Origin of the sequence: Marinomonas sp. CT5, assembly GCF_018336975.1 — a bacterium.
In the GTDB taxonomy this organism is placed as follows: domain Bacteria; phylum Pseudomonadota; class Gammaproteobacteria; order Pseudomonadales; family Marinomonadaceae; genus Marinomonas.
This window is the reverse complement of the sequence record NZ_CP025572.1, coordinates 4,166,722-4,179,796: the sequence shown is the minus strand read 5'-3', so window position 1 is coordinate 4,179,796 and position 13,075 is coordinate 4,166,722. Positions and strand designations below refer to the sequence as shown.

12 protein-coding genes are annotated in these 13,075 nt (G+C 44.5%); 3 read left to right on the top strand and 9 right to left on the bottom strand.

Annotation, left to right across the window (positions count from 1 at the left end; translation table 11 throughout):
* Window position 1 precedes the first annotated feature (1 nt).
* The gene (locus tag C0J08_RS19890; RefSeq protein WP_212653629.1) at window positions 2-1,450 is read right to left on the bottom strand and encodes a Na+/H+ antiporter NhaC family protein; all 1,449 of its coding nucleotides are present in this window, start codon (window positions 1,448-1,450) and stop codon (window positions 2-4) included.
* A 272-nt stretch (window positions 1,451-1,722) separates the two neighbouring features.
* On the opposite strand from C0J08_RS19890, the gene C0J08_RS19885 reads away from it, so the two are divergent.
* The gene (locus tag C0J08_RS19885; protein ID WP_212653628.1) at window positions 1,723-2,544 is read left to right on the top strand and encodes a helix-turn-helix transcriptional regulator; all 822 of its coding nucleotides are present in this window, start codon (window positions 1,723-1,725) and stop codon (window positions 2,542-2,544) included.
* 182 nt (window positions 2,545-2,726) lie between these two features.
* Here the strand turns inward: C0J08_RS19885 and C0J08_RS19880 are convergent, their stop codons facing one another.
* From C0J08_RS19880 to C0J08_RS19860, 5 genes are all read right to left on the bottom strand, one after another.
* Complete coding sequence (locus tag C0J08_RS19880) at window positions 2,727-4,229, bottom strand: CoA-acylating methylmalonate-semialdehyde dehydrogenase (RefSeq protein ID WP_212653627.1); 1,503 nt, start codon at window positions 4,227-4,229, stop codon at window positions 2,727-2,729.
* Between the two features lie 82 nt (window positions 4,230-4,311).
* Window positions 4,312-5,211 carry a myo-inosose-2 dehydratase gene (gene iolE, locus C0J08_RS19875; RefSeq protein ID WP_212653626.1) on the bottom strand — a complete coding sequence of 300 codons (900 nt, stop codon included), beginning with the start codon at window positions 5,209-5,211 and terminating at the stop codon, window positions 4,312-4,314.
* A gap of 109 nt (window positions 5,212-5,320) precedes the next feature.
* Window positions 5,321-7,171: a 3D-(3,5/4)-trihydroxycyclohexane-1,2-dione acylhydrolase (decyclizing) gene (gene iolD / locus C0J08_RS19870; protein WP_212653625.1), complete on the bottom strand. Its 1,851-nt coding sequence runs from the start codon at window positions 7,169-7,171 to the stop codon at window positions 5,321-5,323.
* A 12-nt stretch (window positions 7,172-7,183) separates the two neighbouring features.
* Window positions 7,184-9,121, bottom strand: a complete 1,938-nt coding sequence (locus C0J08_RS19865) for a bifunctional 5-dehydro-2-deoxygluconokinase/5-dehydro-2-deoxyphosphogluconate aldolase (RefSeq protein ID WP_212653624.1) — start codon at window positions 9,119-9,121, stop codon at window positions 7,184-7,186.
* A gap of 344 nt (window positions 9,122-9,465) precedes the next feature.
* Window positions 9,466-9,672: a hypothetical protein gene (locus C0J08_RS19860; protein WP_212653623.1), complete on the bottom strand. Its 207-nt coding sequence runs from the start codon at window positions 9,670-9,672 to the stop codon at window positions 9,466-9,468.
* Window positions 9,673-9,873: 201 nt separating this feature from the next.
* On the opposite strand from C0J08_RS19860, the gene C0J08_RS19855 reads away from it, so the two are divergent.
* Window positions 9,874-10,716, top strand: a complete 843-nt coding sequence (locus C0J08_RS19855) for a MurR/RpiR family transcriptional regulator (RefSeq protein WP_212653622.1) — start codon at window positions 9,874-9,876, stop codon at window positions 10,714-10,716.
* An 82-nt stretch (window positions 10,717-10,798) separates the two neighbouring features.
* Here C0J08_RS19855 and C0J08_RS19850 read toward each other — a convergent pair whose 3' ends face one another.
* The 3 genes from C0J08_RS19850 to C0J08_RS19840 form a co-directional block, all read right to left on the bottom strand.
* Window positions 10,799-10,981, bottom strand: coding sequence for a PFL_1563 family small protein (locus C0J08_RS19850; protein WP_212653621.1), 183 nt, complete (start codon window positions 10,979-10,981; stop codon window positions 10,799-10,801).
* Between the two features lie 129 nt (window positions 10,982-11,110).
* On the bottom strand, window positions 11,111-11,803 hold the full coding sequence (locus C0J08_RS19845) for a ChrR family anti-sigma-E factor (protein WP_212653620.1): 693 nt from the start codon (window positions 11,801-11,803) through the stop codon (window positions 11,111-11,113).
* 5 nt (window positions 11,804-11,808) lie between these two features.
* Entirely contained in the window at window positions 11,809-12,384 is a 576-nt protein-coding gene (locus tag C0J08_RS19840) for an RNA polymerase sigma factor (protein ID WP_212653619.1), read from the bottom strand.
* Window positions 12,385-12,628: 244 nt separating this feature from the next.
* Between C0J08_RS19840 and C0J08_RS19835 the strand changes: the two genes are divergently transcribed.
* Window positions 12,629-13,072 carry a nuclear transport factor 2 family protein gene (locus C0J08_RS19835; RefSeq protein ID WP_249344395.1) on the top strand — a complete coding sequence of 148 codons (444 nt, stop codon included), beginning with the start codon at window positions 12,629-12,631 and terminating at the stop codon, window positions 13,070-13,072.
* Window positions 13,073-13,075: the final 3 nt, after the last annotated feature.

Below are 13,075 nucleotides of genomic sequence, written 5' to 3'. Positions count from 1 at the left end.
CCTAAGCTAAGACAAGAAATAGAATGGTTGAGAAAAAGGCTGCGATTAGTGCATACGGCAATTGGGTAATAGCGTGTTGGAAGGGTTCGCAACCCGCGCCTTTTGCCGTAATAACCGTGGCATCACCAAAGAAACAAGCGTGGCTACCAAAGACTCCGGCGGAAACAAACGCACCAATGGTAAGCGGAATGTTGGCGTCCAATGCCTGTGCCAAAGGAAATATAACAGGGAGAGCAATGGCATAGATTCCCCAAAATGATCCTGTGGCAAATGCCAAAGCAGAAAGAATGATAAAAGTCATAGCCGGCAGCAACGCGGCATTCATGTATGGCGTGACTGATGTGATGATAAATTCGGAGAAGCCCAACTCCGAGTTAAAACGCTGAAGCACAAATGCTGTAATAACAATCAAGACGGGCTGCATCATGGTGTTAAATCCATCGATGGCCGTTTCCGTGATGTGAGAAAGAGAACCTGCTTTTTGCAACCAAAGCAACGCAAATGTGACGATAAATGCGACAACAACTCCATTAAGCGTGTCATTTTCAAAGTAAAGTGTCGCGACCATAAATACAGCAAGGGGTAATAAAAAATTAATGAGTCGTGGTCGAATATGACTTTCGTGAATGGCTTTTTCAACAGGGCGATCCATGGATTGAGCATTCTTTTCCGCGGCCTTCATGGCACCGAGTACGGGGATCCACCCTTTACTAACAAGAGGTACCAGAAGAATGGCAAACCAAGCATAAAACATGTAGGGAATTATACTGAGGTAGCCACTAAATCCTTGTCCTTCAGGGAATACTTGTAGTGACTCAAATAGACCAATAAGAAAGATTGCCCACGTAGAGATTGGCACCAACACACACATTGGAGCGGCTGTCGAGTCAACAACATAGGCAAACATTTCTCGCGAGATACGATATTTGTCTATTAAAGGCTTCATCGTCGAACTTACGGCTAAAGCATTCATATAATCATCGATAAAAATGATCAGCCCCATCACCCAAGATGCGAGTAATGTGCGGGAGCGATTATTAGAGAACCCACTGATGCTTGAACAGAATGCCTTAGCACCGCCTGAAAAATTAATCAGTGCGATCAGCCCGCCAATTAGAAAGCTAATCATCGCAACCCATCCAGTTACGCCGTCACTCAAAACTGCCAAATTAGTGTTAATCATGGTCTGGATAATGGTGTCAGGACTGATTAAAACGACTGCGACAAGACAACCAAAAACCAGTGATTCTATGGAACGGTGAGTACACAAGGCAAAACTGAGTACTGAGACTACAGGCAACAAAGAGAACCATTGGTATTGTTGGTTTTGCACACTGATATGTCCATATAGGGCTAGCACCAAAGCCCCTATAATCAACGTGGCATTAATAATGGTTCTGCTAACGCTTAACTTTCTTGGTTTATAAGACAGTGTCATATCACTTTTCATGTCGGTTCCCTCCGTGATAAATGCCTGTATTGTTCAATAGCGGGGATTGCGTTCGTTGACGATTATTTTTTCGTTGATGGCAAATGAGGGTTGTCATGTTGGTAATGTTCCTTGAGGTTTTAGTTTTAGTTATTGAACACTAATAGTTTCAGTGACGGGCTTTACTTCCTATACCCCTTTTTCATTAGCTGAGGAGGTAGAAGTCAAAAGAAGCTGGGGAGAGTTAGATGTTTACTGTATTCTGAAGAGAATGCATAAGGTGGGTAATGCGTGTGAATAATCAATGGGCTAAAGACTCAGCAGGACTGGTCGAAGCGATTGGTTGTGACGAGTTCGCAACAACGCTCTTAATGGCCTTAAAACATCAGTTTCATTTCGATCAAGCCGTTATCTTTGGCTTTGAGGGTAGTTTGCCTCCCACTGAGCTAATATCTTTAGTACCCAGCCATAAGAAAATATGTGTCGTCGATAATTATGTCAGCGGGTGTTACCAACTGGACCCTTGGTTTCATGCACATATTAATAAGCAACTAGTGGATGGTTTTTATTTTTTACATGAATTTGCCCCAGATAACTTTTATCAAAGTCAGTACTTCTATGAGTATTATCAACGGCTAGAAATTGAAGAAGAGGTGGTGATTGTGATCAATCTTGATGCCTGGCAGCAAATTCAAATTTCGATAGGTTTGCTAAATGCTCAGGTCAATCCCGCGCTCTATAAAATGTTACGCTTCATTTACCCTTTGCTCAGGGCAACAGTCAAACAACATTGGGGAGAAAATCAGCCTTTCTTAAGACAGACCTCAGAGAAAAATCACAAGCTGATTGTGCATGACCATATGTCTCAAGTGTTAAAGCAATTTGGCTGTCACACACTGACAGAAAGAGAACGCGACGTCGCGTTATTGATCATTCGTGGTTATTCCTTGAAGGCCATATCCGAGCTGCTTGGCATTGCATTTGGAACCAGCAAGGTTCATTGTAAAAACTTATACAAGAAACTTGGTATCAACTCTCAGGCGGAGCTATTTGCCATTTTTTTAGATGAAATATTGATAACCAGTACACCTCAATCTGGCGAGAGGGAATCATAAACCTTGACCGGTAAGGTTCGCTCTCATATCAAGCGGATGTCTCTGTCGTAAATGTTATTCCCATTCTACTCCCGTAATGATGAAAAGGTGCGATTGATATAAAACAAAAACCCTCCAATTAGGAGGGTTTTGAAAGTATTTGATTGCTTTTCCGCTAGTTATGAAACGGCAAGGAAAGTGAGTTACTTCATTGTTGGCATGGAAAACTCTGCTCCAGCGCGAAGGCCTGTTGGCCAGCGTGCTGTGATGGTTTTCATGCGTGTATAGAAACGCACACCATCAGGACCATGCATGTGTAATGGTCCAAATAAAGAACGTTTCCAGCCGCCAAAGCTGTGGAAGGCCATTGGGACAGGAATGGGGACGTTTACGCCGACCATGCCGACTTGAACTTCTTCACAGAATTGACGTGCAGTGTCACCATCACGGGTGAAAATCGATGTGCCATTGCCATATTCATGGGCATTAATCATATCTAATGCTTCTTGGTAGCTGTTAGCACGTACCACACATAATACCGGTCCAAAGATTTCTTCGTTATGAATTCTCATACCTTGTTTCACGTTGTCGAATAGGGTGGGTCCAACAAAGTAACCATTTTCGTGGCCTGGGTAGACAAAATCACGACCATCGCGAACCAAAGTCGCGCCTTCTTCGACTCCGATACCAATATACTCTTTGATTTTTGCGCAATGTTCTTTTGAGATGACAGGCCCCATATGGGCTTCATCGGGTAAACCAACACCTGGGCCAACGCGCATTGCGTCAATCTCTGTGTTGAGTTTTTCGATTAAATTATCAGCAACCTCATCACCCACACAGACCGCTACAGAAATCGCCATGCAGCGTTCGCCTGCTGAGCCGTAGGCGGCCCCCATGAGTGAACCAACCACTTGGTTTGGGTCGGCATCTGGCATGACGATCATGTGATTTTTTGCGCCACCAAGTGCTTGCACTCGTTTGCCATGAGCAGACGCGGTGGCGTAAATGTATTCGGCTATGGGTGTTGAACCAACAAAGCTAACGGCTTGCACGCGTTCATCGGTTAGCAGAACATCCACGGCTTCTTTATCGCCATTAACGATATTGAAAACGCCATCAGGAAGGCCAGCTTCAGACAGTAGCTCAGCTAAGCGTAGTGGCACAGAAGGGTCTTTTTCTGATGGTTTCATTACAAATGTATTGCCGCAGGCGATAGCAACAGGGAACATCCACATAGGCACCATAGCCGGGAAGTTAAACGGTGAAATACCGGCACAAACGCCAAGTGGCTGCATCAAAGACATGCTGTCTACCCCACGACCCACGTTTAGGCTGTGCTCGCCTTTTTGTAGGTGTGGAATACCACAGGCAAATTCAACAACCTCTAGGCCGCGAGTTAATTCGCCTTGAGCATCGGAAAATACTTTGCCGTGTTCGCTGGTGATTAGCTCGGCGATTTCGTCAGCGTGTTGTTCTAACAAGGCCTTAAATTTAAACATAACACGAGCGCGGTTAAGTGGTGTGACCTTGCTCCAGGTGTTGAATGCTTCTTGAGCCGATTCAATCGCGGTACGAGTTTCATCTGCACTAGAGAGTGCAACGCTAAGACTTTGAACCCCGGTTGCTGGGTTGTAAACAGGGCCTGTGCGACCACTTTGGCTAGCCACTTGCTGGCCGTTAATGTAGTTACCTAATGTTTTCATGACAATACCTGACATTTGTAAGTGTTTTTGTTGAAGCGAATACCGTCAATAAGTACTCGCTTCATGACTATAAAGTGGGTGATTATTTTTGGATGTCTAACCCAGCTTCGGCGCAGAACGCTTGTAGGTTATTTGCCCCAAGAGTGGCGTAAGTTAACGGGTGTGCAACGGCGGGATCTTGTTCCGCTTCTACCACCAACCAGCCAGAATAGTGACTGGCTCTAAGTTGTTTGAATAAGCTGCCGTAATCGATAAAACCATCGCCAGGCACGGTAAATACACCATTCAACATGGCGTTTAAGAAACTCAAATCGCGATTCTTGGCGTCGTTTAAAATTTCAGGGCGAAGATCCTTGCAGTGCACATGAATAATACGGTCTGCATGCTTTGTCTGAACTTCTAGTGGATTACCGCCTGCAAATGTCATATGGCCAGTATCCAAAAGCAAACCAACAGAAGGCCCCGTGTGTTTCATCAGTAAGTCAACTTCGTGTTGGCTTTCTATGACGGTTCCCATGTGATGGTGGTAAGCAATTTGTACCCCTTCGGAGAGACAGTAATCTGCCACTTGAGTGAGCTTTTTACTCATTTCAGCGATGTCTGCTTCACTTATCGTTGGACGGTGCGACAGAGGGGTTTCTATTTGACCATGGATACAGCCTGTTACTTCGCAGTAAACCATGACTTTTGCACCAAGTGTTTTGAGCAAGTGTAAGTGAGGTTTTATGGCCTCGATTTCTTCTTCTACACTGCGAGTCAAGAGTTCGCCACTGAACCAGCCTGAAACCAAGTCCAAATCGTGGGCCTTTAGGATTGGGCCAAGCACTTCTGGTGTTCGAGGGAATTTCTGACCCAATTCAAAGCCACTAAATCCTGCTTGTTTGCCTTCTGTCAAACAGGTTTCTAGGGAAGTTTCTGCTCCCAATGTTGGCAGGTCGTCGTTGGTCCATGTTAATGGGTTGATGCCGATTCTGACGCTCATGTTATTGTTCTCCGATCGGTAAATTAGGCTGTGACCTTTGCGCGACGACCGTGCTTGCCATTACTGAGTTCTGGCTGCGTTGGTAATGTCGTGCAAAGGTCTCGTTGTATTACAAGTGTTTAAATTGAGCCGCTTTGCGTTGTTCGTATTCTTTTCGAGCGTCGTTGACTTGTTTGCGCTCGGACACTTCAGGCAATGCCACATCCCACCAATTACCGCCTTCCTCTGTGGTTTTAAGAGGGTCGGTATCTAAGGTAATGACATAACTAATAGGGGAGTGTTTAGCGCGCACAAGGGCTTGTTCTAATTCGGCAATGTTAGCGACTTTTTCTGAATTCGCGCCGAGTGCTTTAGCGTGTGCGGCAAAGTCTGTTTTTGGTGCGCCTTCGGGCGCCGTTAAACAATCTTCTAACAAGTTATTAAAGCCAGCGCCTCCGCCTGCTTGTTGTAAGCGGTTGATGCACCCAAAACCACGATTATCGAGAACGACGGCAATGATTTTTTTGCCGAGCATTACTGAGGTAGCAATTTCGGAGTTGAGCATCAGATAAGAGCCATCACCCACCATGACAAACACTTCGGATTCTGGATTCGCCATTTTGGCTCCTAAACCACCAGCCAGTTCGTAGCCCATGCAAGAGTAGCCGTATTCCATGTGGTAGCCACGGCTATAGCGAGTTCGCCATAGCTTTTGTAGTTCTCCTGGCAAACCGCCAGCCGCACACACTACCATGTCTTTTTCACCCGCCGAACGGTTTACGGCTCCAATTACTTCGCCATCGCTTGGTAAATTTGTGCCTTGGTCCGTTGTTACTCTGTCGACAACTTGTTGCCAATTAACGCGTTCTTCTTCGGCTTTTTCGATCCAGCTAGGGTCTATTTTCCAGCCTTGCAGTGCTTTGCTTAGGAGTGGCAGTGTGGCTCTTGCGTCCCCAACCAGTGCTTGGCTTTTATGTTTGATTGCATCAAATGAGGCGACATTTAAGCTGACTATTTTGGCGTTTGAGTTGATGAGGGAGCGTGAGCCTGAAGTGAAATCACCAAGCCGTGTGCCTACCGCAATAATTAAGTCTGCCTCATGACATAGGTTATTGGTTGATGACGCGCCAGTTACACCTACGCTGCCCATGTTTTGCTTATGGTCCCAAGGCAGAGCACCTTTGCCTGCTTGTGTTTCGCCGACCGGTAATTGGAATTGGCTGACAAAGTCATCGAACTCTTTAAGGGCATCAGAATAATGAAGGCCACCACCAGCAATAACGACAGGCTTTTTAGCTTGTCGAATAAGTTTTAGAGCATCGTTTAGTTCATAAAAATCAGGTGTTTGACGACGTAGGCGGTGAATTTTTTCATCGAAGAAATGAATAGGGTAGTCGAACGCCATAGTTTGAACATCTTGTGGTAATCCGAGTGTTGCTGGCCCGCACTCAATGGGGTCGGTCAATACACGCATGGCTTGCGGTAAGGCTGTGAGCAATTGTTCAGGTCGAGTAATGCGGTCAAAGAATCGGCTGACTGGGCGGAAGCAATCATTGGACGTGATGGTCATATCTTGAAAGCTTTCAACTTGCTGTAATACTGGGTCAGGCATACGAGTGGCAAATGTATCACCAGGAAGAAACAAGACCGGAATGCGATTCACGTGTGCCACCGCCGCGGCCGTGACCATGTTAACGGCACCTGGACCGGCTGAAGCAGTACAAGCCATCATTTGTTGGCGATTTTTGGTTTTTGCGTAAGCAATAGCGGCGTGTGCCATGCTTTGTTCGTTGTGCGCACGATAAGTGGGAAATTGTTCTTTGACCTGATAAAGCGCTTCGCCGAGTCCCGCGACGTTGCCATGGCCAAAAATTCCCCAGACACCTGCAAACATAGGCTGGATGCCGTTATCGGTTTCTATTTTTTGTGCCATCAAGAAGCGGACGACGGCTTGGGCCATGGTGAGTTTTATTGTTGTCATGCTATTTTCCTTTTAAGCCTGTTTCTGTTGTAGCTGAGTGTTGTGGCGTTCTTTCCAGTAGGATACTAACTCCAAATAGTTAGCGACGATGGCGTCGATAAGTTGTTGATCACTCATGCGATTTCCCAGCCATTCTCGGCTTGGCTCACTAAAAATGGAGCGTCCAACGGCAAAGCCTTTGCAGATATCGAATCCAGCACTGTTGGCAAAACCTTCTTTGAGCTCATTCATTGGTGCATCCAATCCTAGCATTACGACACCACGACAGTGTTTATCATGATGATGGATAATGTCGCTAATCGCTTGCCAGTTTGCTTTCGACTGCGGAGGCAGTTTCCACCAATCGGGGCGCACATCTAGATGATAGAATCGCTTGATTGAGTTAGTGAATAGACTATCGTCAAAGTCTTTGTCTCGCGGTGGAATAATTTCCAGTAACAGTTCATGCCCTGAAGAGCAGCATGCTTTATAGAGCTCTATAATTTGGCGCTCTTGAGTGGTACGCATTTCAATATCATCTTGGGAATGATAAAAAACTAGGCATTTTACAATGTGTTCTTTAGGCCAATTTTTGAGCCGTGAGCCCACGCTGCGTCCGCCTTCCAATTCAATGGGGCGAGAGCTTGGCAGTTCGACAGGCCGACCAATCCAAAGACCGCGCCCCGTAACCGCATTAAGTGCATCTTGACCGTAAGTGTCGTCAATGAGGACACCGTATTGACTGCCGCCTAACTCGCGAGCCCCTATGTCTAATGCATCAACTAATAGGCGTTTGAGTTTTTTAATACGTGAAGGATCTGCCCCTTCTTCACGAGCCATATCAAAGAGTTGTTTACGATGATCAAAGGCAAAAATACATAGATCTTGCCAGTCATATGGCAATCTTTCCGTGGTGACTCTGTGTAGATGGTTCAATTCTCGGTCTAAATCTGGACGTTTAATGTCGGCAGCGCGTGCAATGTAATTGTCCAGTTCTTCGGCACTCGGAATTGCCGGTGCACAACCATGACGAGATACGACAAGCGCACCACAAGCATTGGCATAAGCACAAGACTGCTCTGCTGACTCACCTCGAATCCAGCCGCGTAAGAAACCACTCATGAAGGCATCGCCGGCACCAAGTACATTGAGTACATCGACTTGAACACCAACATGCAGCTCAAATTCATCCATAGAATTAGGAATCTCACCTTCAAGTACCGTACAGCCTTGAGAACCAAGCTTAAGTACAATAGTTGCCTTGCTTAGCTCGCGGATTTTTTTCAAGGCTTCAATTGTGTCTGTGCTTCCACCTGCAATATGAATTTCTTCTTCGGTACCAACAATTAGGTCAAAATCAGCCAAAATACTTTGTAAATGGGCAGAGACTTTTTCATTCGAAATGAAGCGTGTTTCACCGTCTCCTGGATTTGTTAATCCCCACAGGACAGGACGATAGTCGATGTCTAAAGCGCACTTTGTGCCCGCTTTCTTGGCATAGGCGATGGCCTGTTTACTGGTTTCATAGGTGTTTTCTGTCGAGAAGTGAGTGCCGGTAATAACGAGAGCTTTGGCCGAGCCAATAAAGTCAGCGTCAAAGTCTTCTTTACTCACAGCCATGTCGGCACAATCATTACGGTAGAAGATTAATGGAAAAGTGTCTTGGTCTTTGATGCCTAAAATTACTAACGCGGTTAAGCGTTCTGGGTCCGTGATAACGTGGCTGGTATCGACACCAGCACGAGCCAATTCCTCTTTCACGAAACGCCCCATGTGCTCATTGCCAACGCGAGTTAACATTGCGCTTTTTAAGCCAAGGCGGGCCGTTCCAAATGCCATATTTCCAGAAGACCCACCGAGATATTTTGCAAAACTACTAACGTCTTCTAAACGGCTGCCTATTTGTTCTGAATACATATCGACTGCTGCGCGTCCAAGACAAATAAGATCTAACGTTTTATCTTTGAGCATGGTTCTTCATCTCCCATATCAGCCGAAATGACAACAAGGTGAGTTAGTACTTTGTCGAAAAGGAAGTGGCTGTTTTTTTATTGTTTAATATATTTGAGATGATAATAGAATATATATTCCATACATTCAATCTATTGGAATGAAAATTTCTTTGGCGTTTTTTTTCTAGCATTATGCCGTTACAAAATGCCGCTTTATGGGACGTTACTCAGTGATTAACGATAGATAGACTTTGTTTTGGATAGAAGTGAGTGTGTGTACAGGGGAAAAGTACTTGGTAACAACATGGCTATTGTTACCTGTTTTTATATCGAACGTGGCTTAGTAGCGAGAGGCGTCGCGCCTTATTTAGAGGAATCTTGCTCTTGGATTTGCTCTTCATCAAACTTATAGAAAAAGTTCCATAGGCAATAAAAAGTAATGCCCGCCGCCATTACTGCCCATAATGTCTCCCCTGATCGCCATTCGAGCAATGTCCAGCCCACACAGAAAATCGTGGCGGCAACGCGGCGCCATTTAGGACGAAAAAATTTGCGGTCTGCTTCGTTCAAAGTAAATATCCTGTTTTTATGGTTTTTCTTGAATAAGAGCCTTTATCTAGTGATTTTGCTACTAGACATGTTAGTAATCACTAAGTTAGAATTTTTATTCCAAAATTGCAATAACTACTTCTCTCTTGATGAACTCACCGGTTTGATTATGCCACTGTGTTTTATGTTTTTGGAGAGGACTTTGAGTATAGAGAACATCTCATGGCAGACGTCGCTCCAGAATCATTAACTGATTTAAAAGAAACAATTAAACAGGATTATTCGAAGTTAAGTAAACGGCTTCGGCAAGTGGCTGAATTTGTATTAGACGCGCCTAGTGAAGTGGCGTTTGGGACTGTAGCCGTTTTGTCAAAAGATGCTGGTGTACATCCTTCTACTTGGGTGCGTTTTGCAAATGCGTTTGGCTTTAGTGGTTTTAGCGAAATGCAGAAATTGTTCCAACAAAATTTGATGGAAGAAGCACCGAGTTATCAAGATCGGATTCGCATGGCAAGAGACGCATTTGGTGATGAAAGCAATGAACAATCGCCTTCTCAACTGTTAACTCGTTTTACACATGCTAATGCTGTTGCGCTCGGACATTTGGGGGAAACCACATCGGCCGAAGACTTAGATAGGGCAATACAAATCTTGTCTCAAGCACATGCCGCTCATATTGTTGGTGTTAGGCGGGCATTTGTCGTAGCGAGTTATTTTGCTTATGCGTTACGTCATATTGATCGAAAAGCGTATTTGATTGATGGTGTTGGAGGGATGTACAAGGAACAAGCGAGTGCTTTAAGTGAAAACGATGCATTGATCGCCGTAAGTTTTCATCCTTACGCACAAGAAACACAAGCTGTCGCGAAAGCGGCCGCAGAAAAAAATGTGCCACTTATTGTGATTACAGATAATCAAATAAGTCCGCTAGCTTCAATTGCTTCGGTCTGCTTTGTGGTTAAGGAAGCCGAAATACAATCTTTTCGCTCTTTGTCTTCGTCGCTTTGCTTAGCACAATCTTTGTCGATTGGTTTGGCTCATGCTTTAGAAAAGAGCGCTAGATAAGCTTGAATTCTCTATGCTTGTGTACTTTGAGAATTCATTTTCTAACGCGTTTCTAGTCTTCTGTCAGACAATTTGGAAAGACCTATTGGGCTTTCGTTTTGCTATTTCCAAGGGAAATGTGACGTGATCCTGTTAGCTGAGATTGTCCACTAACTCCTGAATCGATTTTATCTATGTGTCCACCGCGAGCTAGAAACTCTTGCATCTGCTTTTCAATGGATTCCGAAGTTTCCGTAGCAGCCGGCTGTTTCTTCTTAGTTGCCATGATAAATAGTCCTTGTTTGTAGTTTGAACAAGGACTATACCAGATTTTCACAAAATTTGCTTGTTGTTGGCTAACGTCTGCAATCGTGTGCTCATCTTCGATTCAGAAGATAGGCACAGACTGCTGCCATTACCCCGAATAAGGGTGGTATCGGCGAAGGATAGGATTCAATAAACGTGTCAACCATCCGGTAAATTCAATCGGTGCATCTAGCACGGTTAAACAGATGCATTCCGCGTCTTTGGTCACAATCGGTTTGTGTTTGTGACTGGCATCGCGGTTGATAAAATCCCCTTGACGATAAACACCACTTTCGTCAGAAAAAGCCCCTTCTAATACAAGGGTAATTTCATCCCCAGTATGAGTGTGAGTTGGCATATGAGCGCCTGCTTTTACTCTGGTTAGAGCAATTTGTGCACCACCTTCTTCGTTGTACAAGGTGGCGATTTTAAATGAGGGAGAGAGGCGCATCCAATTTAAATCGTCGTAGTTCTTTTTAATAAACTGACGAAGACTTCTTGGAACGGTGTAATTATCCCACTCCAAAGTGGCAGACTCTTCTTCTTTCTCCTGACTCTTGGGTTCCTGCTCGATTTGGGTATTTAGCTTTTGGAAAAAGCTGTCTTTTAAATCGCTTAGCTGACGACTGTCTGTTTTCGTCTGCTCGAACAGGTGTGAACCAAGCATTTCCAGTTTGCGAATTTGCTGTTGGCATTCATGGCAACGCTCTAGATGTGTAGAAACACATAAAGAGTGCGCTAATGGCAACGAACCGGCCGCGTAGTCGGTCAGGATTTCAATCGATGGATGGTAGTGAATCATCGATACTACCTCTTAACGTAAATAGTGAGTTTGTGCAAAGCAAGACGGACTCGGGACTTAATGGTTCCGAGAGGGAGCGATAGCTCCTCCGCTGCTTCTTTGTGGGTTTTGCCTTCTAAATAGACTTTGGCCAAAACCTGTTTTTGATCCGCAGGCAATTTATCTAAGCCTTGCTGAATCCGTTCTTGATCTCTTTTTTGTTGCGCATCTTTAAATGGGTCGGCATTTTCATCAACCACATTTTGCCAGAGGTACTCTGGGTCAATGTCTGATTGATGGCGACTGTTCTTACGCAAATAATCAATACGTGCGTTTCTGGCTAGGGTAAAAACCCAAGTATTGAGAGACGCCGACTCGGGTTTATAAGTGTGCGCTTTATTCCAAATACGAATCATGACTTCTTGAGCAATGTCATCGGCCATTAAATTGGCGCCAGGCTGTGCCGCAAGACAGAAAGCTCTTACCTTTGGAACATAGTGATCGAACAAGCGCACAAGCGCCTCTTGGTCTCTTTTTTCCGCAATGGCAAAAATGTCTGCTAAGCGTTTTTCATCTGGTTCTGTTTGTATTGCGCGTTCCATTCATTGCTCCAAAAGGAAAGCTTGCATGTGATTATCAACTATACGCGGTGATTAGAAGGATGGATCACATTCTTTATTTTAAACAGTAAAAAATAATTAGGAGGGCAAAAAAATATTGTGCTTGCGTCAAGCTTTAAAAAAAAGAGTGATCCATTATTGTGTTGTGTGCGTTTAATTGAGGGAAGTGAAGCGAATTGGCTTTGATTAATTATTCATATCAAGATGACTAAGGTAAGTGATGGACATGGCGGACTCTCAGATGGATCCCAATTCTTTGCTAATAGAGCGTTTTAAAGCGTTTTATCTTGATGTAAAGCACCCTAAGCTCGACAAAATAGATGAAATATATACCGAAGATGTGCTCTTCAAAGACCCTGTCCATGAATTGCGTGGTAAGGAAAATTTGCACGCCTATTTGTCTGAGATGTGCGAAAACGTTCAAACAGGGCGTTTTGAATACCTAGATCAAGTCGTTTCGGAAGATACCGCATACATAAAATGGAACATGCATTTTAAACATCCCAAATTAGGTAATAAGACCATTACCGTGCGCGGTATCAGTCAGGTGCAATTTAACGACCTTATCTATTTTCATGAAGATGTATATGACTTGGGCCAATTACTCTATGAGCATGTCCCTTTATTGGGGATAGCGGTGAAAGGTTTAAAGAAACGTCTAGCGAAATAAGGA